The sequence below is a fragment of the Ruficoccus amylovorans genome, from assembly GCF_014230085.1.
Lineage (GTDB): Bacteria > Verrucomicrobiota > Verrucomicrobiia > Opitutales > Cerasicoccaceae > Ruficoccus > Ruficoccus amylovorans.
In genome coordinates this window covers 136411-160455 of the sequence record NZ_JACHVB010000060.1, presented here as the reverse complement: position 1 = coordinate 160455, position 24045 = coordinate 136411, and the positions used below count along the sequence as shown (strand labels likewise).

At 61.8% G+C, this 24045-nt stretch carries 24 protein-coding genes; 16 read left to right on the top strand and 8 right to left on the bottom strand.

From position 1 onward, the window contains the following. Positions 1–76: 76 nt before the first annotated feature. Positions 77–757, top strand: coding sequence for a polysaccharide biosynthesis/export family protein (locus H5P28_RS17600; RefSeq protein WP_185677002.1), 681 nt, complete (start codon positions 77–79; stop codon positions 755–757). Between the two features lie 22 nt (positions 758–779). Next, positions 780–3122 carry a GumC family protein gene (locus H5P28_RS17595; RefSeq protein ID WP_185677001.1) on the top strand — a complete coding sequence of 781 codons (2343 nt, stop codon included), beginning with the start codon at positions 780–782 and terminating at the stop codon, positions 3120–3122. Between the two features lie 207 nt (positions 3123–3329). Here the strand turns inward: H5P28_RS17595 and H5P28_RS17590 are convergent, their stop codons facing one another. The 3 genes from H5P28_RS17590 to H5P28_RS17580 all read right to left on the bottom strand — a co-directional run bounded on the left by H5P28_RS17590 (position 3330) and on the right by H5P28_RS17580 (position 5772). Then, a complete protein-coding gene (locus H5P28_RS17590; protein WP_185677000.1) occupies positions 3330–4334 on the bottom strand; it encodes an L-threonylcarbamoyladenylate synthase in 1005 nt (334 codons plus the stop codon). 29 nt (positions 4335–4363) lie between these two features. Further along, complete coding sequence (gene rpsR, locus H5P28_RS17585) at positions 4364–4552, bottom strand: 30S ribosomal protein S18 (RefSeq protein ID WP_185676999.1); 189 nt, start codon at positions 4550–4552, stop codon at positions 4364–4366. 80 nt (positions 4553–4632) lie between these two features. Next, a complete protein-coding gene (locus H5P28_RS17580) occupies positions 4633–5772 on the bottom strand; it encodes an LptF/LptG family permease (protein WP_281398262.1) in 1140 nt (379 codons plus the stop codon). A gap of 383 nt (positions 5773–6155) precedes the next feature. Here H5P28_RS17580 and H5P28_RS20055 point away from each other — a divergent pair, with 383 nt between their 5' ends. The 6 genes from H5P28_RS20055 to H5P28_RS17550 are packed head-to-tail and all read left to right on the top strand — an operon-like array spanning position 6156 to position 13218. Further along, positions 6156–9095: a tetratricopeptide repeat protein gene (locus H5P28_RS20055; protein WP_185676997.1), complete on the top strand. Its 2940-nt coding sequence runs from the start codon at positions 6156–6158 to the stop codon at positions 9093–9095. Continuing rightward, positions 9092–10180 (top strand): tetratricopeptide repeat protein, encoded by a 1089-nt coding sequence (locus H5P28_RS17570; RefSeq protein ID WP_185676996.1) that lies wholly within the window; start codon positions 9092–9094, stop codon positions 10178–10180. The genes H5P28_RS20055 and H5P28_RS17570 overlap by 4 nt, the downstream gene beginning before the upstream one ends. A gap of 60 nt (positions 10181–10240) precedes the next feature. Further along, positions 10241–11023 (top strand): MotA/TolQ/ExbB proton channel family protein, encoded by a 783-nt coding sequence (locus H5P28_RS17565; RefSeq protein ID WP_185676995.1) that lies wholly within the window; start codon positions 10241–10243, stop codon positions 11021–11023. Positions 11024–11050: 27 nt separating this feature from the next. Further along, positions 11051–11455, top strand: coding sequence for an ExbD/TolR family protein (locus H5P28_RS17560; protein ID WP_185676994.1), 405 nt, complete (start codon positions 11051–11053; stop codon positions 11453–11455). 2 nt (positions 11456–11457) lie between these two features. Further along, positions 11458–11895, top strand: coding sequence for an ExbD/TolR family protein (locus H5P28_RS17555; RefSeq protein ID WP_185676993.1), 438 nt, complete (start codon positions 11458–11460; stop codon positions 11893–11895). 39 nt (positions 11896–11934) lie between these two features. Further along, the gene (locus H5P28_RS17550) at positions 11935–13218 is read left to right on the top strand and encodes a vWA domain-containing protein (protein WP_185676992.1); all 1284 of its coding nucleotides are present in this window, start codon (positions 11935–11937) and stop codon (positions 13216–13218) included. Between the two features lie 39 nt (positions 13219–13257). Here the strand turns inward: H5P28_RS17550 and H5P28_RS17545 are convergent, their stop codons facing one another. After that, on the bottom strand, positions 13258–14133 hold the full coding sequence (locus H5P28_RS17545; RefSeq protein ID WP_185676991.1) for a DNA-3-methyladenine glycosylase 2: 876 nt from the start codon (positions 14131–14133) through the stop codon (positions 13258–13260). Positions 14134–14145: 12 nt separating this feature from the next. After that, a complete protein-coding gene (locus H5P28_RS17540) occupies positions 14146–14652 on the bottom strand; it encodes a hypothetical protein (RefSeq protein WP_185676990.1) in 507 nt (168 codons plus the stop codon). Positions 14653–14835: 183 nt separating this feature from the next. Here H5P28_RS17540 and H5P28_RS19935 point away from each other — a divergent pair, with 183 nt between their 5' ends. From H5P28_RS19935 to folK, 5 genes are read left to right on the top strand one after another with little or no spacing between them, the layout of a single operon-like run. Next, a complete protein-coding gene (locus H5P28_RS19935) occupies positions 14836–16335 on the top strand; it encodes an anthranilate synthase component I family protein (protein ID WP_185676989.1) in 1500 nt (499 codons plus the stop codon). After that, positions 16329–17201: an aminotransferase class IV gene (locus tag H5P28_RS17530; protein WP_185676988.1), complete on the top strand. Its 873-nt coding sequence runs from the start codon at positions 16329–16331 to the stop codon at positions 17199–17201. The genes H5P28_RS19935 and H5P28_RS17530 overlap by 7 nt, the downstream gene beginning before the upstream one ends. After that, positions 17198–18121 carry a dihydropteroate synthase gene (locus tag H5P28_RS17525; RefSeq protein ID WP_185676987.1) on the top strand — a complete coding sequence of 308 codons (924 nt, stop codon included), beginning with the start codon at positions 17198–17200 and terminating at the stop codon, positions 18119–18121. Before H5P28_RS17530 ends, H5P28_RS17525 begins: the two co-directional genes overlap by 4 nt. A 41-nt stretch (positions 18122–18162) precedes the next feature. After that, positions 18163–18528, top strand: a complete 366-nt coding sequence (gene folB / locus H5P28_RS17520) for a dihydroneopterin aldolase (RefSeq protein WP_185676986.1) — start codon at positions 18163–18165, stop codon at positions 18526–18528. Beyond that, complete coding sequence (gene folK / locus H5P28_RS17515; RefSeq protein ID WP_185676985.1) at positions 18525–19037, top strand: 2-amino-4-hydroxy-6-hydroxymethyldihydropteridine diphosphokinase; 513 nt, start codon at positions 18525–18527, stop codon at positions 19035–19037. The genes folB and folK overlap by 4 nt, the downstream gene beginning before the upstream one ends. A 34-nt stretch (positions 19038–19071) precedes the next feature. Here the strand turns inward: folK and H5P28_RS17510 are convergent, their stop codons facing one another. Both H5P28_RS17510 and H5P28_RS17505 read right to left on the bottom strand, forming a co-directional pair. Next, positions 19072–19854, bottom strand: a complete 783-nt coding sequence (locus tag H5P28_RS17510; protein ID WP_185676984.1) for an ABC transporter permease — start codon at positions 19852–19854, stop codon at positions 19072–19074. Next, a complete protein-coding gene (locus tag H5P28_RS17505; RefSeq protein ID WP_185676983.1) occupies positions 19851–20609 on the bottom strand; it encodes an ABC transporter ATP-binding protein in 759 nt (252 codons plus the stop codon). The genes H5P28_RS17510 and H5P28_RS17505 overlap by 4 nt, the downstream gene beginning before the upstream one ends. 151 nt (positions 20610–20760) lie before the next feature. On the opposite strand from H5P28_RS17505, the gene H5P28_RS17500 reads away from it, so the two are divergent. Then, positions 20761–20919, top strand: coding sequence for a hypothetical protein (locus tag H5P28_RS17500; RefSeq protein ID WP_185676982.1), 159 nt, complete (start codon positions 20761–20763; stop codon positions 20917–20919). A gap of 65 nt (positions 20920–20984) precedes the next feature. Here H5P28_RS17500 and H5P28_RS17495 read toward each other — a convergent pair whose 3' ends face one another. Next, a complete protein-coding gene (locus H5P28_RS17495; RefSeq protein ID WP_185676981.1) occupies positions 20985–22316 on the bottom strand; it encodes an NCS2 family permease in 1332 nt (443 codons plus the stop codon). Between the two features lie 94 nt (positions 22317–22410). Between H5P28_RS17495 and H5P28_RS17490 the strand changes: the two genes are divergently transcribed. Then, positions 22411–23544, top strand: a complete 1134-nt coding sequence (locus H5P28_RS17490; protein ID WP_185676980.1) for a hypothetical protein — start codon at positions 22411–22413, stop codon at positions 23542–23544. A gap of 99 nt (positions 23545–23643) precedes the next feature. Further along, a complete protein-coding gene (locus tag H5P28_RS17485) occupies positions 23644–24024 on the top strand; it encodes a VOC family protein (RefSeq protein ID WP_185676979.1) in 381 nt (126 codons plus the stop codon). Positions 24025–24045 lie beyond the last annotated feature (21 nt).

Below are 24045 nucleotides of genomic sequence, written 5' to 3'. Positions count from 1 at the left end.
TGGCTGAACTTTTTGGTTGCGGGAAGGTCCTATCGGTTCCTTCCCGTAACTTGTCTATAAAACCCGCGAATCTATCATGAGCTCTCTATTGCGCGTCACACTGTTGCTGCCGCTCGTCTGTTTCCTCGTCCCATTTCTCTCCGCTCAAAATGAAGGTGCTTCCGGCACAGGGGGAGATTCTTCCGGTGGGGGCGCGACTGCACCAGCTACTAGCCCTTTGGGTGCTACCGGTGTATCTGCGGGGGTTGTGGCCGGTAATTACGTTCTTCAGCCTTTGGATGTTGTTCAGGTGGATGTCTTTCAGGAGCCTGAACTTCAGGTTCAGACCCGCCTTTCGGCGGATGGCACGGTTTCCCTGCCCTTGGTTGGGGAGTTGGTCATTGGCGGGATGACGGTTGATAACGCACAGAAGCTCGTTACTCAGGCCTACAAAGGCGATTATCTGATTAATCCCCATGTAACGATCCTTGTTCTCCAGTACACGGAACGCTTCATCTATGTTCATGGCATGGTTAACAGGCCCGGCCCGGTTCCGATCCCGCCGGAGCGGGAATTGACGCTGAGTGAGGCGATCAACAGTGCTGGGGGCCTGACCCGTCTGGCCCGTCGTGGTAATATCAAGATTCGCCGGGTCAATCCGGAGGGGAAAACCGAGGTTATTACCGTCGATTTTGACGATATTCTCGAAAGTCCGGAAGTTTCCGACATCAAGCTGAAAAATGGCGACCACGTCATCGTGGCCGAGCGCATTATTTAAACTTTAGAAATTTCTTCGCAGTATGAGCGACGACAAATCCCAATCGGGCAGCGGCTACGGTGGTGGCGGATATGGTGGCTATGGCTCCGGCCAGGGGTACTCCAACTACGGCGGTGGTTATTATGGTGGCTACAGCTATGGTGGTTACAACTACGGCGCAGGCGGTGGTGGTTATGGAGGAGGCCAGCAGGCAACGCCGCAGCGGGGGATCAAGGACTACCTGATGATCCTGCGCGAACGCATCTGGCATTTTCTGGTGACGTTCTTCATCGTTTTCGTAGGCACGCTGCTCTACACGCTCAATACCACTGACATTTACTACTCGCAGGCCCAGGTGCAGCTCCTGCGTGACGCACCGAATGTTCTGGGTAAGATGGACATTGAGGAAAACCGCATCCTGGGGGTGGACGACTTCATGACGCAGGTTGGTATTCTCAATACTATCGCTATGGCGGAGGCCGTTGCCAACCGCTTCAAGGATGAGGACCGCGAGCGCTTCATGGCTCCTTTTCTTGACGAGATCCGCTTTACCTCTCGTGAGCCCACTCTGGTGGAGAAGCTCTATGAAAACAAGCGCGTGGACGGCATTCGCTCGACTTTGCTGATCCGGATCGGCTTTTACCACCCGGACCCGGAAATGGCCGCTATGGCCGCTAATTACTACGCTGACGAGTACATCACCTACAATGTGCGCCTGAACGTGGAATCGTCCATGCGCGCGGTGGAAGACCTGCGCATCCGTGCTGATAAGCAGCGGGCCGAGGTGGATTCGATCCGCGAAAAGCTGGTTGAATATCGCGAGAAGGCGAACCGCACATCTCTCAAACCCGATGAAAACATCGAGACCCAGGAAATTTTCCAGCTCAATCAACTGGTGACTGAGGCCAAGGCTGAACTGGACACCCGTGAGAGCCGGTGGCAACTGGTTCAGGAGTATGTGGCCGAAGGAAAACAGCTTTGGGATTTGCCTTTCATCTCGATGCGCCAGCGCATTTCAAATCTGCTTGCGCAGCTCAGCACACAGGAGGTTGAATTGTCCTCCATGCGCAAGCGCTACGGTCCCAAGTGGCCGGCGTTGGAGCAGGCTGTCCGCGGCCACGAACAGACGAAGCAAGAGCTTGATGCGGCCATCAATTCTGCGGTTCAAGAGATCCGCGTCGAGTACCTGGAAGGCAAAAACGCATACGAGCAGGCCCAGAAACGTCTGGCCGAGAAGGAAGACGATATTAAGCAACTGCAGCGTTTGGCGGTTGGTTACCAGTCGTTGGAGCAGGACCTTGAGGTTAACGTCGGTGTGCTTTCCCAGATCGTCTATCGTCTGGAGCAGGAGCGGAATAATATCCCGCTCATCCTGCCGAATGCCCGTATTGTCGAAAAGGCTCTCCCTACCCCCGAACCGGCCAAGCCGAATGTCCCGATGAATCTGGCCCTCGGGGTCTTCGGTGGGATTGCGCTCGGTCTCGGTTTTGTCTTTGTGATCGCGTTCCTCGATGACCGCATCAAGTCGGCTTTCGACGTTGAAACGGCTGTGGGCCTGCCCTTGATCGGTATTGTTCCTCGCATCAAGCGTCTCAATTCATTGGAAAAGGCGCGCGCGGTGGCGGCCAATGTGGACCGACGGGTGACGGAATCCTTCCGAGCCATCCACTCCGCCCTCAAGATCAACGAGGCCAGCCGAAATGCCAAGGTTATCGTCTCGACCAGTACCTCGCCCAGTGAAGGTAAGTCCTTTGTCACGACCAACCTTGCGTTGACCTTCGCCATTCACGGCGAAAAGACCCTCATCGTAGACGGTGACCTTCGCATGCCGAATGTGGGCAAGTCGCTCGAAATCGATGGCGAGCAGAAGGGGATCATCCAGTACTTCAACAATGAGCTTTCACTCGACGAGGCCATTGTGAGCGAACTTTACCCGAACCTTGACGTGCTCATGGCCGGGGGGAAGGCGAAGAATCCGACGCAGATTCTTAACAGCCCGCGTTACGAGGAAATGCTGCACGAGCTGCGTTCGCGCTACGACCGGATCATTATCGACTCGCCGCCCATCGGTGCTGTCAGTGACGTGCTGACCATCCTGCCGCATGCTGATGGTATCATTTATGTGATCAAATTCAACGCGGTGAAGCGCCGCACGGCCAAGGCTAACCTGCGCCGTATTATCGAGTCGAACACCCCGGTCTTTGGCGCGGTGCTCAACCAGATCAGCGTGGCAGTGGCGAGTTACTACTACGCCAACTACTACGATAAATCATACCAGGATTATTATCACACGGACGATGGCGAGGATGTCCAGGTGGAGGGTAAGGGCAAAAAGACCAAGCGTGCCCCAATTGCCACCCCGGCGGATGACGACGGCCAGGTCTGAGTTTCGACTGGTAACGCTGTTTTATAAAGCGGTGAGGTTTCGGCCTCGCCGCTTTTTTTGTGGCGTACACCTCCTCGGTGTTTAGCGGCTACCGTTCTTGCGAAGAAACGAGGTTCCGTCTCAAAAGTTTTTTGGGGAGAGCGCGAGAGGGTGTTTTTTTCAGAAAACACCCTCTCGCATAACCTGCAAATCTACTTGGAGCGTGCTCTAACGCGCGGCGGCGCGGTTGAGGCGGTCGATGAGGGAGAGGCCGAGGCCGTCGGAGGGGGGAAGTTCGACGTAGATATGGGAATGGCCGGCTTGGTCGAGCTTGCGCAGCATGCCGAAAAGGGATTGGGAAATATCCTCCAGTGCGCCCGTTTCACTGAACCAGTAGCGGGTATAGGCGGGGGAGGACGCGTCCGCGCGCGGGCGGGCGGTGGCCAGCCAGGCGCTGGAGCCTTCGGGCGCGGTCGGGGGGATGGCAGGGGGGAGTTGGCCGTTGGGGACGAGGGTCAGTGGCGTATGAGGGCTGTAGTGGCGCGTCAGCATGCCGGGGGCGACAGGTTTGTCGCTGGACGTGGCGGCCGGGGTGGTGACAGGTAAACCGTTCAGGGCCTCCGAAATTTGCTCGCCGGTCAGCGGGCCGGGGCGCAGCAGACGGATTTCACCGGGGGTGGAGACGTCGATGATAGTCGATTCGATGCCCTTCTGGCAGGGGCCGCCGTCCACGATCCAGCCGATGCGTTCGCCGAGCGATTCCTGCACGTGTTCAGCACAGGTGGGGCTGATGTAGCCAAAGGGGTTGGCGCTGGGCGCGGCCAGGGGGACATCGGCCGCCTGGAGGATGCGTCGGGCCAGCGGGTGAGCGGGCATGCGGACCGCGACGGTCGGATGGCCTGCCGTGAGCAGGTCGCTGACCTGCGGGGCCTTTGGAAGGATCAGGGTAAGGGGGCCGGGCCAGAATGCCTCCGCCAATTGGTGGGCGATCGGCGGGACGTCGGCGCAAAGCTCCTCGACCTGCGAAAAATCGTGCACATGCACGATCAGCGGGTCGATTAAGGGGCGTCCCTTAACGGTGAAAATGCTCCGGACGGTGGTTTCGAGCCGGGCATTCCCTGCCAGTCCGTAAACGGTCTCCGTAGGCAGGGCTACGAGTTCGCCTTCTCGCAGGAGGCGTGCGGCCATGCGGACATGATCGTCCGATTCGCCGAGTATGCTCGCGGTCGGCATGACAAAAAAGTGCCGCCCGAGGCGGAGAACTACTTCATCAACAAGAGATTGCGCGCGCGCTTGATCGCCTTGGTGATGCGGCGCTGCTGGAGGGCCGTCAGGCCGGTGATGCGGCGCGGAAGGATCTTGCCGGTGTCGGTGACGTAGCGCTTGAGGATATCAACGTCGTTGAAGTCGAGTCCTTGCGGTGTCTTGCTCTGTGATTTCTCTTCAGACATGGGAAAAAGCGCTGGATAAAAGCGGATTCCCAGCCGAAGGCAAGGGAAAACTTTCGCTTTGGCGCGTCTTTTGCGCGGGCTCAGTGTTTGTTGACGCGGTTGAGCAGGTAAAAACCGAGTCCCTGATAGAGCAAATTGGGGAGCCAGATCAGGAGGTCGGGCCGTAATTCGGGCTTTTTTTCCAGCCAGGAGACGATGACCAGGAGGAAGAAATAGGTCAGGGCAAGGCCGAGGGCGATGGCGAGATTGGCGTAGGTTTCGGAGCGACTGGCCTTGATGCCGAGGGGGATGGCGATGGCGCACAGGGAGAGCACAGCCACGCCCATGGCGGCCTTTTTCTGGATAGCGGTCTGCACCTTGTTTACGAGGGAGGCCTGCTCCTCGGCGGGGAGGCCCTCGGTGTTATCGAGGTACTGCTGGCGCTTGCCCAGCAACTCGTTCAGGTTGAGGTAGGAGAGCTTGCGCTCCTGGTTGCTGGAGCCGAAGAGTCCGTCCAGCGGGATGCTGAAACTGGAGTCGCCGAAGGTGACGGTGTGCAGGCCCCCGGCGTCCTCGACATCGCTGCCGCTGCGGTTTTCGGCGGCGGCGGCGTCAACGGTCAGCTTGATGGAGTCGGTCTCGGCATCGAAGGTGATGACGCCGCTGTCGCTCTGGAGGTAGCGGGTCATGCGGTTGCTTTCGTCGATGACCCAGACGCGCAGGTTGTGGACGGTGGGGCCGTCGCGCGAGTCGAAGTAGAAGACGAAGCCGGGAAACTCCTTCACGAAGGTACGGGTCTGGAAAAAGCGCAGCGGGTCCTCGCGCACGATGTTGGCCAGGGTGCGCTTGTAGAGGGTGTCGGCCATGGGGGCGTAGTAAAAGGCGATGGCCACGGCGAAAACCGTGCCGCCGATGGCGATAAGGAAGATCGGGGCGGCGATGCGGTACAGGCTGATACCGGCGGCCTTCATGGCAAGGATTTCGCCCTGGGCCGAGAGTCGGCCGAGGACCAGCAGTACGCCGGTGAGAATGCCCAGCGGGAAGGCGTAGGGGATGACCCGGGGGATGAGGATCATCATGATATAGAAGAACTGCCCCCAGCTCACCCGACCCGAGGCCAAAAGCCCGAGGACTTCCTTGATCGCATTACCGGCGACCAGCACGAACACGAACATGGCGACGGCCATGACGGTCGCCACCAGGACAGATCTGAAAATGTACCGATGTAGTAGGATGGGCAAACTTTGGCTACCGTCGTGCTTCCTGACAAGTGCAGTTTTGCGTTCAGCATGTGTTCGGTTGCGGGTGTTGGTTGAGGGGGGCTGTTTCTTCTCCTGTGACGGCGGGTGTGAAGGGTTGGCTTTGCTTCTTTAGGCTGTTTGTGGGGCTTGCCTGTTGACTTGAGCGCATTTTTATAGGTTAAGTCCTTCCCTCAGGTGATACTATCTCTGACCAAGCTTTTTTCTGGCAATATGCTTTGAAATCTCCTTGGCTGGATGTTTCCAATGCTTTTACCCCCGACCGATTTGATGACGTGATCCGTAAGGCCCGTATTCGATTCAACCCTTGCTTTCCTATATTTCTGATCCTCGTTTGCCTCCAGTCGCTGTGCTGGGGACAGAGCGTGGATACGTCTCGCATGACTCTCAGCGAGCTCCAGCGGGAGACCGGGTCATTGATCGAGGCTCGGGACTATCTGGGGGCGCGCCCGTACCTGATGGAGATGGTCAAACGCTTCGAAGGCGAAGGCGAGGAAATGCGCAAGAGTCTCAACGGGGTCTATTTCTACCTCGGGTTGGGCTACCTCGTGCAGTACAGCGAAGAGGATAATACCACGTATCTGAACGAGGCGATCAAGTGGTTTCAGCGCCTGGAAAAAGAGTTCCCGAACGGCACTTACTCGGTCAACGCCAATTTTGCCATGGCCGACGCTTACCGGGGGCAGCAGAAATTCAACGAGGCTGGTGAGGTTTACGCCAAGCTATTGACTCCGCCCCTGGAGATGCGCCTGAACTCCGAGCAACGCCAGGATGCCTTGCGCAAGATTGTAGCCTGCTTCTACATCGCGAAAAACTGGGCCGCCGGGCAGAACTGGTTCGCTCTCTACCTGCGCGAAGGCCGCACGGTGGACGACCAGTCCAAGGCCGCCGCCGCCCTGATGGAGGCTTATATCGCCCAGGGTAAGTTCAAGGAGACGATGACACTCCTGCCGTACCTGGTTAACGAATCGCCCGCCCGCTACAGCCTCCAGCTCAACGTCGCCCTGCTCGACGCCGGGGACAAGCTTTCCAAGCTCCAGCGCTTCAACGAGGCCATGCTCATGTACCGGATGGTGCTGACCGTGCAGGAAATTGTGGACTGGCAGGAGTCTTACCTCGCCGACCTGCGCTCGCAGTACGAACTGCTCAAGATCACGAGCAGCACCGGCGGTGGCGACCAACTGGTCGAGCTGGAAACCCAGGTGGCCAACACCCAGGCGCAACTCGACGCGCTCAAGAAATTGGACGACTACACGGCGGACCTGAAAGTACGTATCGCGCGGACCTACCTGCTCACGGGCCGGGACTGGGAATCCTTTTTTGCCTACAAGGAACTGGTGCAGGAGTACCCCGAGCACGCTGCCGCCCAGGACTTTCTCTACGCGGCCTTCAGTGCGGCGACTGAGCTCAAGCTCACCGATGAGGTCATCGCGATGGGCGAGAGTTACGTTAGCAACAAGTCCTGGCACAAGTATGCCGACGACATTATTGTGAAGCTCTGCCAGTTCTACCTGGAGAAGGGGCAGTATGACGAGTTTTTCGACCTGGCCAAGGGCTTCCTGGCCGAAAACCCTGAGTCGGCCTATGCCGGACAAGTGGTGTTCCTGATGGGATCCACTTACGTGAAGCTCGAGCGTTTCGGCGACATGATAAACGTCTTCGAAGGCTACCTGCAGAAGCACCCCAAGGGCATGATGGCCGAAGGTTGCCACTACTGGGTCGGACTGGGCGACATCTTTATGGGCAACTACGAGGACGCGATCAAGCAGTTCAGCGTGATCCTCCAGCACTACAACACCGGCGCCTACGCGGAGGATTCGCTCTACCGCCGGGGCATTTGCTACTTTGGGCTGGAGCAGTACCCGGAGGCCGAAAAGGACTTTATCGAATTTGTCAAAAAGTACCCCAAGACCAGCCTTCGCGGCGAGGTCGAGTACTTCCTGGGGGACATCTACGCGGCCACCGGCAATGTGGACCGGGCTCTCAAGCACTACAGCAACGTCGAGAAGTTCACCACCAGCCCGAGCTTCATCCGCAACGCCTATTTCCAGAAGGGCAAGCTTTACGAGGCCAACCACCGCTACGATGAGATGGTTGTCAATTTTCAAGACTACATGAACACCTACCGCGAGGAGGGGGACTTCACCGGCGCGCTCTTCGAGCTGGGCCGGGCGCGTGAGCTTCAGGGCCGTCCGCAAGACATGCTTGATGCCTATCTCGACGGGGTTATGCGCTTCGGGAACGATCCGAACTCTTATGGTATCGACCTGATCCTCAAGGTTTACGGACAAAAATACGACGAGAACCGCGCGGAAATCGACGCCAACCTCGCCTTCCTCGAAAAGCTCAAGAGCGACACCGCCTTCCGCGAAAAGATCATCCTGGACCGGCAGTTTCTCTTCGACTATTTCAAGCAGAACCCGGACATCAGCATGTCCATTCAGGAGGCCTTTTACCCGAAAAAGTTCCGCGAGGGACTGGCGCAGGACATGACTCCGGTGGACGAGTGGCTGGCCCAGGCCCGCCGCACGAATGAAGCCTTCCCCAAGGAATCCCCCGCCGTCACGCTCCGGCGCGCCTATGACAAGGCGATGCTCAACCAGGAAATGACCCTGGCCATGCGTCTGGCCATGACACTCGACAACATGGGGGCTCCCGCCGACGGCGGCCACATTTACACCGATCAGGAACTGCGCTTCGCCAGTCCCGAGACGCTGATCTGGATCGGCGGCAAGGCCGAGGACTTCGATCGGCAGCTCGCCCGGCAAGCCTATCTGACCGTGATCGAGGCGCATCCGGAATCGCACGAAAGCCTTCTCAACGCCTACCTCGCCCTCGGCGCCCTGAGCATGGCCAACGGCCAGACCTACGAGGCGGTCAACTTTTACCGCGAGGCACAGGACCAGTTCCCCGGTGCGGCCGGGATCGTGCTGGCCGTCATGGGCGAGGCCGATGCCTTGCGCAAGCAGGGCGACCTCGACCGGGCCCGCGAAAAGTACCAGGAGGTCATCGCCCGCCGCGAGTGGCGCGGCGAACCGCAGGCCGAGGCTCTTTACAAGACCGGATTGACCTACATGGAGGAGCAGGACTGGCCCTCGGCCCAGGCGTTTTTCGAACGGGTCTATATCGGCTATTCCGGCTTCCCCGAGTGGGCTTCCGGTGCCTATTACCAAAGCGGGCAGGCGCTCGAAAGCATGGGCCGCCGCGATGACGCGCGCCGCACCTACGACGAGTTTCTCGCCAACCCCTCCCTGGAGGGCTCCGCCTATTACGATCAAATCAAACAAGCGAGGTCGGCCCTGTGATGACTTCCCTCAAATACGCTCTGGCCCTCCTGGTGTTCGCCTCCGTCCTGCCCGCGCAGGGCCAGGACAACCTTAGCAAGTACGGCAATACGCCCGTGCCTGTGGTTAACCGCACCGGTGGCGCCAACAACAAGCTCTACCTCATGGGTGAGGAGAACGGCGAGCTGATCTTCCGGTACAATCCGAAGGACAGCCAGGAAATCATCCTGCCGCTGAACACCCCCGGTCTGTCGATCCTTTACACCCCGCCACGCGAGTACGAGGACCACGTCGATATTATCAACGCGGGCGATTATGACCGCGCTGTGGGCTCCATGCGCGAGTACGTCTATCCGTTGGTGCGCTACCTGCAAATCCCGCCCGATAATATCAATATCCACTCGGTGGTGGACCGTTTCACCTTTGCGCTGGTGCGCAGTAGCGACCTGGACGAGGCATCCGCACTGATGGCGTACCTGCCCCTGACCAAGCTGCCCCCGCAGTACATCGACTACGCCTTTATCCTGACGGAGCGGCTGGTGGATGCGGGCAAGACCGATGAAGCCCTCAAGCTGCTCAACCGCATCCCGCTGAGCAAGAAATACGAGGCGCTCCTGCCCAAGATCATGCGCTTTGCCAATCAGTTGCGCGAGACGGGCAATGTTTCCGAGGCCCTTTTCCTCTACCAGCGCATTCAGGATATTCCGGACACGCGGGTGCAGAAGGAGGCCATTCTCTGGACAGCCTACTGCAACCTGGAAACCGGACGCAGCCAGACGGCTGAACTTTTCGTCGAAAAAGCCGGGGAAATCGAGCCTGAGGAGCGCGCCTTTTCCCTGCTCAAGCTCGTGCAGGGCCGTCTGGCTATGGCCGCCGATAATACCGAGCTGGCCATGGGCAATATCAGCCAGGGCGTTGTCACCGCGGACATCAGCTATCCCTGGACCCCCGAGCTGTTTTATTGCTCCGGTACCCTTTACCAGAAGATAGGCCGCAACGATGTCGCCCGCGAGATTTACGGCGAAGTTGATCTTTTCTACGGCAGCACCCCCTGGGGTGAAAAAAGCCGCGAACAATTGGCCAAGCTGCCCGCGCAGGGAAGTTAAAGCCTGCGCCGGGATTCATTTAACCTGACACTTTTCTTTCAACCACAAAACCCTACCCGTATGCACGACCTTAAGAAATTCATACTCATGCTCTCGCTGGGGCTGGCCGCGTTTTTCGCCGCGCCGGTTCCCGTCCTGGCTCAGGATGAGCCGCCTGCCGCGCAGACCGAACAGACTGTCGAGGCCGAGGACGATGTGGGCGTCAGCATGTCCCTGTGGGGCTTGTTCCAGGCCGGTGGTTGGGCCATGTACATCCTGCTTGTGCTTTCGATCAGCGGGGTGGGCCTGATTATTTACAACCTGCTCATGATCCGCGAAAAGCCCTTCCTGCGCCCGGACCTGGCCCAGAAGCTGGCTCCGGCCATGGAGAGCCTGGACTTCGACGGCGCCCGTAAGATTTGCGAAGACAATCCTGCCGTCCTGACGAATATCATCAGCGCCGGGCTGGATCGCATCGACGGCCAGCACATCGACCCGGAGTCGATGAAGGAGGCGATGGAGGAGTCCTCGACCGAGGAACTGGCCGCGCCCTTTGTCATGATCAACATGCTTTCGCTGGTGGCGACCCTCTCACCGATGGTCGGTCTGCTCGGGACGGTTTCGGGTATGATCAAGGCCTTCCGCGCCATCGCCGCCCAGGGTATGGGTCAACCGCAGGCGCTGGCCGACAACATCTCCGAAGCGCTCATCACCACGGCCACCGGCCTGATTGTGGCGGTGCCGGCGATGTTCTTCTACATCTTCTTCAAGAACGTGTACGGCAAGATCTCTTCCCGGGTGGACAAGCAGGTCGGTGACCTCTTCCACCGCATGATGAAGGGCATCCGCCGCCACACCTCCTGAGCCTTTCCCACTGACTGCCCCTGACCGATGAAAACCCATCGCCCAGATACGCCCGATCAGCCCATGGACATCACGCCGATGATCGACGTGGTGTTTCTCCTGATCGTGTTCTTCATGGTCGTGGCGGCGGAGATTACGAACAAGATCGAGATCATGATGCCGGAGGCGGACCGCGCCGTTGTCCCAGACGACAACAGCAACCGCCTGGAAGTCACAGTGGTTGAAAACGGTGACGCCTATGTTGGCATGATGCCGGTCACGCTCGATGAGCTCTCCGAACGCATCCGGGTGGAAAATGAGGAGGTTCCGGGCTTCCGCGTCTACGTGCGCGCGGACGCTAACACCCCTCACGAGTACATCCAGACCATCATGAGAACCTGTGCCGAAAACGGCGTTTTCGACATCATTTTCGCTACCCTCCAGGATGCCTGACCATGGCTAGAAAAAGACGCGCTTCCCCCCTCGCCGAAGAGGACAAGACCGACCTGACGCCGATGATCGACGTGGTGTTCCTGCTGCTGGCCTTCTTCATGGTCACGACCAACTTCCAGGAGGAGGCCGACCTGGGCCTGCGGCTGCCCGCCAACGTGCCCCCGCCCAAGAACGTCGAACTGCCCAACGAGCATGTGGTCGATATCATGCCCAGTGGCGACGTCTACCTCAACGGCGCGCCTATGGACAGCATCAACAGCCGCACCATGCCCGAGCTGGTCAACACCCTCAAACGGCTCAAAACCTCGGCTGACCGCTCCGAGATCCAGACCTCGGTCACGATTGTGGCGGCCCCGGCCTCGCTGCACCAGCGCTCCATCGATGTGCTGAACGCTTGCGCCGCCGCCCAGATCAAGTATGTTTCCTTTGCCGCCGAGTAACCACACCTCCTTGCCCGACAGCCCCGAATCTGCCCCCGCATGAAGAAACGACGCAAAATTAACCTGCCCCTGATCGAGGTGATCGGCGTCAGCCTGATTGTTCACCTTATTCTTATCATCGGCCTGGGCAGTTACACGATTTATACCGCGCTGATTCCGGATGAGCCGGAAATGGAGGCGCCGCCCCCGCCCGAGAAGATCGAGCCCCAGAAGCTCCAGCAGCAGGTGCGCCTTCAGCAGCAGCAGAAAAAAAGCTCCCGTCCGGTACAGAAAATCACCGTGACGAATATCTCGTCGATCAACCTGCCCGACCTGAGCGTGAGCATGCCCACCGTCGATACGAAGGTCGCCGTCGGCGGTAACTACGGAGCCGGTCGCGTCGGAGACGATTTCGGCGGCGGCGGGATCGACTTCAGTAAGTCGGCGGTCGATTTCTTCGGGATCAAGTCCACTGGCGAGCGCGTGATGTTCATCGTCGATGCCTCCCGCTACATGCTTGAGGACCAGAAGGGCGGGCTGCCCGCCTACAACATCATTAAGGATGAAATTTCCGCCATGGTGAGCAAGCTTTCCTCCGGGACGCTTTTCAACGCCATGTTCTACGACGGCAGCAAGGTCCAGATCTACTCGGACAAGCTTCTGCCCGCCACCCGCCAGAACAAGGAACTTTTCAAGGAGTGGATCAAGCCGATCAACAAGGACTTCGCCAGCGTCGGCAAGCTGTCGAGCAACGTTTCCATCCAGAACAAGACCCTGGAACCCCTGACCGATGATGCCTCCCAGTGGCTGAGAGCCGTTCAGATCGCGATGGAACAGGGCAGCGACACCATTAATATCCTGGTGGCCGGCTGGCAGCATCATGGTCGCGGCATGACGACCGAGGAACGGGCGCAATATTACAAGGATCAAGGCTGGGACGAAAAAAAGCAGGCCGCCTGGGACGCTGCGGTAGTGAAAGCCCAGGAATGGCTTAAAAACGAGAACGAGAAGCGTAAAAAAGCCGGCCAGCCCGAACGGGTTGTCCAGTGGATTGGCACCATTGTTCGCGAGCTTGAGCCAAGGACAGCCCGTCCTCCCTCCGATGTTTACAGTGAGGAGGAGATCGACCAGTTCCTTCATAATCTCGAACGCGAATATTACGCCAACCAGGACAGGAGCGATCCGCCGGTGAATGTGGTCCTGTTTCTGGGCGCCGATGAAGACGAGAAAAACAACAGCAACGCCCGGCGTTTCGAGGAGCTTGCCAAGGGCCATCACGGTAAATTCCGTGTGCTCCAGGGAATGAAGGCGCTTCAGAACATAACCGGCAAGGGGAGCGGTTGATCCGGGATTTCTCTACGAGTCTTGGAGTGGGAAAATGCTCTAGCTGTCCCGGCGCAGTCGCGCATCGGAAAAGAGAAATTGCTGGGCAGCTCCAGCCAGCGCCCCGAAATGCGTGCGTCCGAAGGTGGCCACGTGGTCGGGCTTCCACCCGTGCAGGCGATAGTGCTGAGCCATGACCTTGAGAATCCAGGTATCGACGGGAAAGGCTTCCAGCATGCCTGCCCCGAAGAGCAGCACGCAGTCGGCGATTTTCGCCCCCACGCCCGGGAGGGCCATCAATTCGGCTTTCGCCTGTGCGTAGGGCAGGGCGGGGATCGTGTCGAGCCATCCGGGCCGAGCAGTCAGGATGGCGGCAGTTCCCTTCAGATAGCGGGCTCGGTAGCCGAGGCGGCAGGCGCGCAGGCGGTCTTCGTCTGCCGCGTGAATCGCTTCCCAAGTGGGTAGCTGGCGGTGTCCATCCGCGTCGGTCAGCGGTTCACCGAAGGTGTCGGCGAGGTCGGCGCAGATCTGCTTGATCTGGACGATCTGCTTGGTGGAGGAGCAGAGGAAAACCATCAGAGTCTCGGCCAGTGGCTGGCGAAGGATGCGCAGGCCGGGCCATTGTTTCATGGCGGCTGCGAGTACGGGGTCGCTGCGCCAGGGCAGGGTGTCCATCGCGTGGTCCCAGTCGGCGTCGAGCGCGAGGTAGTGGCGGAGGGCTTCCCCGGTACGCTTGCCGGCGGTCTGCGGGCCGGACCATTCCAGCATACCCTCTGCGCTGAGGCGTAGCCGGGCCAGATCGGTACCCCAGGCGCCTTGCCAGACGCCGCCGGTTTCGTACCAGCGAAAAGCCTGTCCGCCGTCGAGCAGCTCGCGCAGCACGGGGGCGGAAAATCGGGTGGTTGACGGAAGAGTCCGCCACGGGGTCCACTTCATGCGGGGCCCCGGTTATTGTTGGGCGGGCTTGGCTTCCTCGTCGGGCTTTTCCCACAGGTAGCTTTTGTAGGCCGAGTACACTTTGCCCTGCGGGCTATAGATGACAACCATCCAGGCCACAGGGGGCTTGCCATTGGCGGGTTCGTCCTTGCCGGTCAGGCCGATCCAGATTTCGCTGGAGGAGGGGATCGGAGTGGGCAGACTGGTCGCCTTGACCACTTCCTCTTTCTGCCCGGGCAGGAGAACTTTCAGGCCGACGCGCGTCCCGGCGGGGTACTGGTCGGCGTCACCGTCGAGCATCAGGACGAGGTACCAGCCCTCGCGTACGGAGGGATCCGTACGCAGGACGATCTTGTCGCCCTGGTTTTCCTTACCGTCAAAATATTCGGAGATCCGCTTAAACGTTTCCGCCTCCACATGGCGGCTCTTGACGTAGTCGATCTGTGGAAAATCCTTTGCCTGCGCTGCGGCGAAAGTCGCCAACAGGCAGGTCAGGCTGATGGACAGCAAACGCTTCACGCTTTGGCCTTGGAGGGGATGGCGGCCTTGGCGGCAGCCTTTTTGCGGGCCTTGTAGGCGAGGAGACGTTTGCGCTTTATAACTTTGTTGTATTGTTTTCCCATAATGGCGTGGCATCTTGCGCCATGTAGGGCTTGCTGACAAGATCAATGCCGGATTTTGTCGTGGTCTGTTTTCGAGTCTATGGAGTTGGTGAGTCTGCAACAGTGGGAGACCGCGGCCGGGGAGTATGAACGCTTGCCGTACGTACGCCGTGTCGGCGGGGTCCGCCTGCCGGAGCGCTGGGAACCGCTGCTGGCCGGGACGGGCGCCGTCCTGCTGGAGAGTGCCCGGGGCGGGCGCTACACCTACTTTATTCCCCGGCCGAAGCCGTTGGCCTGGCCGGAGCTGTCCCGCCCGGCGGGAACGGGGCCGGGCGTACTGGCTGCGCTGCGGGCGTTCTTAAAAAAGCACCGGGCTCCGCGTTGGCCGGGATTGCCGCCGTTTACCGGGGGGCTGGTCGGGGCGCTGTCCTACGACCTGGCGCGGGAAATCGAAAATCTCCCGGCCCGCGCGGAAGACGATCTCGGGCTGCCCCCGGCGGTGTTGTCGGTGGCGGACGAGGTGCTGGTTTTCGACCGCGAGACGGGGACGGCGTATGCGGTCGTGGTGGCGGAAAGTCCGGTGGTGGATAGCGCTTCGGGCCACTTGCGGGAGCGTTTCGAAGTTGCCCGCGAGCGTTGCGCGGCGCTGGTGAAGGATTTTCAGACCGCTTGCGAAGAAAGAGCATCCGAACGGGCGGCGGCCTTGCCGTCGGCAGTGTCGGAGACGGCGGGGGGCGATTCCTCCGGCCCGCCAGTCGCCGCCCCTGCTCCGGCCATGCGTACCCTGTCGCTGGACCGGGCGGCCTACACGGCGGCGGTCCGGCGGGTGCAGGCATACATCGGCGCGGGCGACACCTATCAGGTCAACCTCTCGCTGCGCGAAACCCGCCCCCTGACGGCTCACCCGGCGGCGGTTTACGATGCGCTGCGCCGGATCAATCCCTCGCCCTACATGGCCTACGTGCCTGCGGGGGAGTGGACGCTGGTCTGCGGCTCGCCGGAGTTGCTGGTCAAGTCGGTCAACGGCTGCGTCGAGGCGCGCCCCATCGCCGGGACCCGCCCGCGCGGAGCCTGTGGCGACAGTGACGCGGCCCTGCGCGGGGAACTGCTCGCCCACCCCAAAGAGCGGGCCGAACACCTCATGCTGGTCGATCTGATCCGCAACGACCTGGGCCGGGTCTGCCGTTACGGCAGCGTGCGTGTGCGCGATTACATGGTGGCGGAGGGCTATTCGCACGTGCAGCACATCGTTTCGCATGTGGTCGGGGAACTCGCCCCGGAACGCGACGAAGTGGACGTGGTGGCCTCGGCTTTTCCCGGCGGGACGATCACCGGCGCGCCCAAGGTCCGCACCATGCAGATCATCGAGGAGCTGGAGCCGGTGCGGCGCGGTTTTTATACGGGGTCGGTCGGCTGGTTCGGCTACAACGGCGATTTCGAGCTGAACATCGTCATTCGCACGCTGCTGGCCGGTCGGGGGCAGGCGCATGTGCAGGCCGGGGCGGGCGTCGTCGCCGACTCCGTGCCGGAGCGTGAGTTTGAGGAATCTTTAAACAAGGCGCGGGCCCTGTGGGCGGCGCTGGAGGAGGCGACATGCTGATCTTTCGCGGCGAACTGAGGGAGGCCCATGAGGCCCATATCCCGGCGGACGACCACGGTCTGCTCTATGGGGCGGGCGCGTTCGAGACCTTCCGCACCTGGGGCGGGCGGTGCTTTCTGCTGGAGCGGCACCGGGAGCGGCTGTGGCGGACGCTGGAGCCGCTGTGTATTGAAAATACGGATACACTTCTGGTAGCCGACCTGCCCCGGCTTGAGCGGGCGGTGGCCGAGTTGCTGGCCGCCTCGGGTGGCGGTGACGCCGTGCTACGCTACACCGTGTCCGCCGGGAGCGCCGGTTTCGGCCTGCCCGCCGGACCGTACCGCGAGCCCTGGGACATGCTCACGCTGCGCCCCCTGCCGCCCGCGCCTCCGCCGGAGGGCATCCGCTTGCGCCTGCTGGAGACCCGGCGCGACAGCGGCGAGCAGCGCCCCCGGGGCAAGAGCCTGGCCTGGCTGAACAGCCTCTTCGCCTGGCGCGAATTACAGGCCAACGGCGAGCCCGGCGAGCAGGGGCTGATGCTTGATGTGCGGGGGAGTATCTGCGAGGGCGTGACCTGTAATATTTTTTGGATACAGGATGGAGCGCTCTGCACACCGTCCCTGGACACTGGCCTGCTGGCAGGCGTCCACCGGGGGCACCTGCTTGAGTTGGCTCAGGGCGCGGGCGTGGAGGTGCGCGAAGGCGAGTGGCCGCTGTCGGTGCTGGAGCAAGCTCAGGCCGTGGGCGTGATTAACGCCGCGACCGGTCCGGTATCGGTACGGGAAATCCTTGGCCTCGACGGGAAACCGCTCTGGCGGCGCAATGCGGTTGCCCCGGCGGCGTTTTCACGCATGGTGGAGTTGTACCACGCCTCTCTCCCGCAATGAGCCATCTTCCTCTTACCTGGCAAAGCCCGCACGGGCGTCCGCTGCCCTCGGCGGGCGCTCGGACGCTGCTGATGGGCATTCTCAATGTCACGCCCGACTCGTTTTCGGACGGTGGCAGTTTCGCTACCGTCGAGCGGGCGCTGGAGCAGGCGGCCCTCATGGCCGGGGCGGGGGCGGATGTGATCGACGTGGGCGGGGAGTCCACCCGTCCGGGCGCGCCGCCGGTCGTGGCGGCGGAGGAGGTCGGACGCATCCTTCCGGTGATCGAGGCCCTGCGCCGGGAGTTTCCCGACCTGCCGCTCTCGGTTGACACCTACAAGGCCGAGGTGGCCGAGGCGGCCATCCACGCCGGGGTGGACATGATTAACGACATCTGGGGCGTGCGTCACGGACTCGACGAGCAGGAGTGGGCGCGCTGGCGAGAGGCTGTGAGGGCCGGGGAGCCGCTGGTCGGGCTGCCCTTGTCACCGATGGCGCAGGCTGCTGGTCGGTTGCGGTGCCCGGTCGTCCTCATGCACAACCGGCCCGCGCCGATCTATGATGATTTTTGGGAAGACGTCCTCCTCGACCTGCGCGTGAGCCTCGGGCAGGTGCGGACGGCGGGACTTCCTGTCGCGCAGTGCTGGCTCGACCCGGGTTTCGGGTTTGGAAAAAAGCCCCCGCATAACCTCGAAGTGCTGCGGCGTCTGGAACGGGTCTGCGCGTTGGGTTGTCCGGTGCTACTGGGGACTTCGCGCAAGTCCACCATCGGGCTGGTGCTCGACCGCGAGATCGGCGAACGCGAGGACGGGACGCAGGTCACGCACGTCTGGGGCGTGGCGCAGGGCTGCCGGATGGTTCGCGTGCACGATGTGGCCCGCGCCCGCCAGACGCTGCTCATGGCCGATGCCATTGCGGCGGGCTTAAATTTCGAGAAATGACTCGCCACTCTCCCGAGCGGGGGCATGAGTAAGAGGCCGAAATGGACAGCATTCAGATCGACGGTATCGAGGCTTTCGGCTTCCACGGCGTGTACGCGCACGAGCGTGAGAACGGGCAAAACTTCACCGCGCACGCCAAGCTTTCCCTGCCCTTGGGTAAGGTCGGTCGCAGCGATGCGCTGGCCGACACGGTCAACTACGTCGAAGTGATCGCCGTCGTTCGCGAAGTGCTGAGCGGCCCGGCTTTCGACACGCTGGAGGCGGTGGCCGAGACAGCTTCGGCGCTGATTCTGGAACGTTTTCCGCTGGTCTGCGCGGTGGAATTGACCGTGGTCAAGCCCGAGGCCCCGATTGAGAACTTCGGAGGCCGGGTCTCGGTGACGGTCGTGCGGGAGCGCGGCGAATGAACGCCGCCCGCCAGGCTATTCTCGGGCTGGGCTCGAATCTCGGCGACCGGGCGCAACTGTTGGCCTCGGCCCGCCGGGCGTTGGCTGCGCTGCCGGGCACGCGCTTGCTGGGGGCCTCGCCCGTGTACGAGACCGAGCCGGTCGGCTACGCGGACCAGCCGCTGTTTTTGAATCAGGTGGCGGCGGTGGAAACGACGCTCGCTCCGCGGGAGTTGCTGCTTGCCTGCCTGCAAATCGAGCGCGAACACGGCCGCGAGCGGGACATCCCCAACGGCCCGCGCACGCTCGACATCGACCTGCTGTTTTACGCTGACGAATGCCTCGACGAGCCGGGGCTGGTGCTGCCACATCCGCGTTGGCGGGAGCGGGCCTTTGTCGTCGCGCCGCTGGCGGACTTGCTGGCGGACGGGGCCTTGGCCGGGGAGGCGCGTTGGGCCAGCCTGCGGCGCGAGGTTCTCGGCCTGCCGCGTTCGGAGGGCGTTAACCGCCGGGACGACATTGAGCTCTAGCTGACGGCAGGGCGGCAGCGCCGCGTTCCCCCCTTTATTCTTTCCCGGTGGCCGAGTCGTGCCAGCGGTGCAGGAGCAGCCAGCTCAGGGCCTGGATGGCGGCGGCGAAGAGAAAGCCCAGCAGCGCCGAGAGCAGGGCGACCGCGAAGACCGCGTCGGGACGGAACTCCGAGCGGTATTTATAGAGGAGAAAGCCGAGGCCGCTGGTGCCCTCGGAGGTCCCGGCCAGCATGTCGCCGGTGATGACCCCGACCGGCGCGAGCACGGCGGCGATTTTCAGACCGGTCAGGAAGTAGGGCAACGCGAAGGGAATGCGCAGATACAGGAACTCCTGCCAGGGGCGGGCGTGCCAGGTCAGGAATAGCTCGCGTAGGCGTCGGTCGGTCGAGACCAGGCCCATCGTCGTGTTGGCCACGATGGGGAAGAAGCTGATCATGAACGTCATGCTGACGATGGTTTTAACCGAGTCGTAGGAGAACCAGATCTGGAAAATCGGGATCATGATGACAACGGGCACCATTTGCAGGGCCAGCACCCAGGGGTAGAGCGATTGGCGTACGGGCCGGGTCGAGGCCAGCGCCAGTGCCAGGATGCTCCCGCCCGCCGTAGCCGCCGCGAAGCCCGCCAGCGCCATCCAGAGTGTTTTCCAGGTGGCCGGCAGCAGTTCGGCCCGCTCGCTCCAGACCGCTTCGACCACTGCCCAGGGGCCGGGAAAGTAGATCAACTGCTCCGCCCAAATCGTGGTGACGGCCCACCACAGCCCCAGAATGACCATTCCGGTGCCCAGTGGCAGAATCCAGTGCAGGGAGCGTTTCATCGGGCGGGGGCGGCTTCGGCCAGCGCGTGCATCAGTTCGGCGCACAGCCGGTGAAAGGCCGGGTCTTCGCGCAGGGAGGCCGCTCGCGGGTAGGCGAAAGGCACCTCGACGGTGTGGGCGATGCGGCCGGGGTTGGCGGAGAGCACGACGATGCGGTTGGAGAGAAAGACCGCCTCGTTGACTGAGTGGGTGACGAAGAGCGCGGTAAAAGGCGACTGACCGCGCAGGGCCAACAGCTCGGCGTTGAGCTGGTTGCGGGTGATGGCGTCGAGCGCGCCGAAGGGCTCGTCGAGCAGCAGGAGCGAGGGCTTTTGCACCAATCCCCGGGCCAGCGAGACGCGCATTTTCATCCCGCCGGAGAGCTGGCGCGGGAAGCGGTCGCTGACGGCCCGGAGCCCGACCAGGCCAAGGACCTCGCGAGCAGCTCCCTCTCGCTCGGCGCGGGGGCGGCTCGCCAGCTTGAGCGGCATCTCGACGTTGCGGCGGACATCCAGCCACGGCAGCAGCGTCGCGTCTTGAAAAATAAATCCCAGATTCCGCCGGGCCGGTTCTCCGTCGCGGAAGACGATCTGCCCCTCTGACAAAGGGCTGAGCCCGGCGGTCAGGCGCAGCAGGGTGGACTTGCCGCAGCCGCTGGGGCCGATGATGGACACAAAATCTCCCTCCTGCACGTCCAGGTCCAGGCTCTCGAGCACGGGCTTGCCCCGTTCGTAGCGCTTGGTGACGCCGCAGTAGCTCAGGATCGGTTCTGTCATGACAGCGGAGAAAAGGGGTGGCGTGAAAGTCGCCTGAACTAAGCCGGTTCGGTGCCAGTCGGCAAGGCTCTAGCCGGATTTTTTACGTTTTTCGGTTGCTTCTGGCCCGGAAATCGCTTCTGTGGCCCGTTTTTCCCATACCAGAACGGCCATGCGACGATCAACCAGAGCTATTTCCCACAAGCGGAGCCTCCACGAGAGGCGGCCCCGCGGCGTGCTTGCGCGTCTGGTTTGGCGGGTGGCGCTGGTCTGTAAGGCCGCCCTCATCGCCGCGTTCAACCTGGGAAGCCCGCCCGCCGACAGTTTCTGAGGTGTCGGCTGTTGGTGATATACGGATGCCGAAAAGGTAAGGCTAGTTGAAGCGAAAGGTCGCGCTCATGCCTTTTGTCCGAGGACAAAGAACAGGATAAACACGCCCGCCAGCGCGTAGGTCAGCCAGGAGAGCTTGCGCCCGCGTCCGCTCAGGATCATGGCTGCGCAGTACAGGAGCAGCCCGAGGGCGATCCCGCCGGTGATGCTGTAGCACAGGGGAATCAGCAGCGCGGTGAAGACCGCCGGGGCGGTTTCGAGCATGTTGTCGTGGTCGAGGTCGCTCAAGCAACGGGCCATGAGCAGCCCGACAAAGATCAGGGCCGGGGCGGTCGCCGCCGTTGGGATGATGCTGATGACAGGCGTGAAAAACAACGCTACCAAAAAGCATAGTCCGGTCACGACAGCGGTCAGCCCGGTGCGCCCTCCGGCCTGCATGCCGGTGGCCGACTCCAGGTAGGCCGTGGTGGTGGAGGTCCCCAGCAGCGCGCCGATCACCGTGGCGGCGGCGTCCGCGCTGAGGGCGCGCCCGAGCTTGGGCATGTGACCGTCTTTGTCCATCAGGCCGGATTGCCGGGCCAGCCCGACGAGGGTTCCGATCGAGTCGAACAGGTCCAGCAGCAACAGCGTGAAGATGACCGGCAGCGCCGCCTCGAAGTGGCGGAAAGGATAGAGCCAGTCCAGTGCGAGGAAGGTCTGGCCGATGCCTGCAGGCATGGAAAACAGGCCCGTGGGTTGGGCCGTTAGCGTGCTTTCCCCGGTGGGGATGAACAACCCGGCCACGGTGAGCAGGAGGACGACGAGGATGATGGACCCGGCAACGCGGAAGCGGGTCAGCACGACGATGAGTGCCAGCCCGGCCAGCGCGACCAGCGGACCGGGCGAGAGCAGGTCGCCCTCGGCCACCAGTGTGATGGGCGAGCCCACCACCAGTCCGGAGTTCTTTAAGCCGATAAAGGCGATGAAAAAACCGATTCCGCTCTGGATACCGATGTGAATGGGGCGGGGCAGGGCGTGGACGATCCGCGTGCGCAGGCCGGTGATGGAGAGCGCGAAGAAGAGCACGCCGTTCCAGAAAACCATGGCCAGTGCTCCCTCCCAGGGGATGCCCATGTGGACGACGATGATGGAGGCGAAATAGCTGTTGATCCCCATGCCGGGAGCCTGTGCGATGGGGTAGTTGGTCATGGCCGCCATGAGGAAGCAACCGGCGGCGGCGGCCAGCGCGGTGACGGTTATCAGCCCTTTGAGCTCCATGCCGGTCGCTCCGCCACTGACCAGAATGGCGGGGTTGAGCGCGAGGATGTAGGCCATCGCGGCGAAAGTGGTCAGGCCCGCGATCAGCTCTCGCCGGACGTTTGTGCCGTTGTGGTTCAGGTGGAAGACTCGCTCCAGCATCCTGCTTCATTGCCCGATGCCCGACATCCTGGCAAATGAGAAAACTGTTTGTTGACCGTGAGGTGTCGTTTTTGTCTAAAAACCGGGCCTGAAAGTGGGCAAGTCGCTGTCACGGTTTGACTTCGGCTCCGGCATTCTGCACGGTGGAAGCATGCCCGCGACGAAGTTACCCCTGCTGCTTGGTTCCGAGTGGCAGGCCGTGTCGCCGCGCCCGGTGGGGGCAAAACTGCTCTGGCAGGCCGGCTCCCGTCTGCTGTGTTCGGAGACGGATTTCGCCGAACCGGCGGACCTGGGCGAGGTCGGGCTGGTGGATTGTCCGGTGGCGGTCGATCCGGTACGGCGCATGGCCTACGGCTACGCCTCTCCGCAGGGCCGCCAGCAGAAGGATTTCAGCGAACTTCGCGCCTGGCATCTGGAGCAGGGAACGGGCAGTCGGCTCTTCCGGCTCGGGCTCAACCAGTGGACTTTGTGGCTGCTGCGCTACCTGCCCCGGCACGACGCCCTCCTTGGCCTCGTGGCCACCGACATGCCTGGCGAGGGTGTGAATATCCAGCATCAGCTTGGGATATTCGACCTCGGGAAAATGAAGACGCTCCTTGTGTCACTGCCGCGTGACGCTTTTCTCCCGCTCGACATTCACCCGACGCGCAAGGAGGTGCTATTTTACGGGGTTGAGGGGTATCAGGTGGTCGAATATTCGGGCAAGCGGTTGCGAAAACTTGCCGGCTCAGGGCTGCCGGAGGGACGCGGCGGGTGTTATCACCCAAGTGGTGACAAAATTCTGCTCGGAGGCTCGGGTATTGTCCTCTGGGATCTGGCCGCCGACCGTCTTGTGCCGCTTCATCCGCGGGGCCACCACCCGCTCTGGGATGCCAGTGGCGAGGGTTTCTGGTTCAGTGAGAGCAGCGGGGATCTTTTTCACTACTCGCTCGCCGAGGGCCGGGCCGAGCGCGTGCTGGCGCTCGCCGCCAACGCTCATCCGGACATTCGCTATGCCCGCCCGCCGGTGGCGACCCGCGACGGGCGCTACCTGGCGGTGTGCCTGACGCGCCGGGTCAAGCGCTCCGCCGGGAGCGAACCGGATGCGCCGCTCTACCGCCACGACCACTGCCTGTGCGTGGCTGACACCCGCAAGCGCGAAGTCTGGCAACTGCCGGGCCCATGCCGGAACGCCGCCTGGTTCGAACCGGCCGACGAGCCGGGGAAGTCTCGCCTGCAAGGCCGGTGAAGAGTGATTCCGCATTGCCAGAAAAGAATGATGGACCTGGTGTCAGATTACCGATCTTTTTGGCTTGAATTATGGTGAAAAAATGTTCACATTTTTAAAATGAAAGTCATCGCCGTCGATTTTGTCTGTTACGAGGTTTCCGATGTGGCCCGTAGCGTTGAGTTTTATCGCGATGTGGTCGGTTTGACGCCGGGCATGGTCGAGATGGGGGAGGAGTTTCAATGGGCCGAGTTTGAAATCGGCAGCGTTACGCTCTCGCTCTACCCACCCAAGCTTCTCGAAAACCGCGATCCCAAGCCGGGCGGGATGGTTTACCTGGCGGTGGACGATGTGCCTGCCGCAGTGGAGGAACTCAAGGCCAAGGGGGTGAGCATCCTTTACGGCCCGATGGAGACGCCGGTCTGCTTCATGGCGGGCTTCCTCGACCCCGACGGCAACCAGGTCGGGCTCCACCAGCGCAAGGACGGCACCGCTGGCTGAGGGATCTCCTCCTGACCGCTC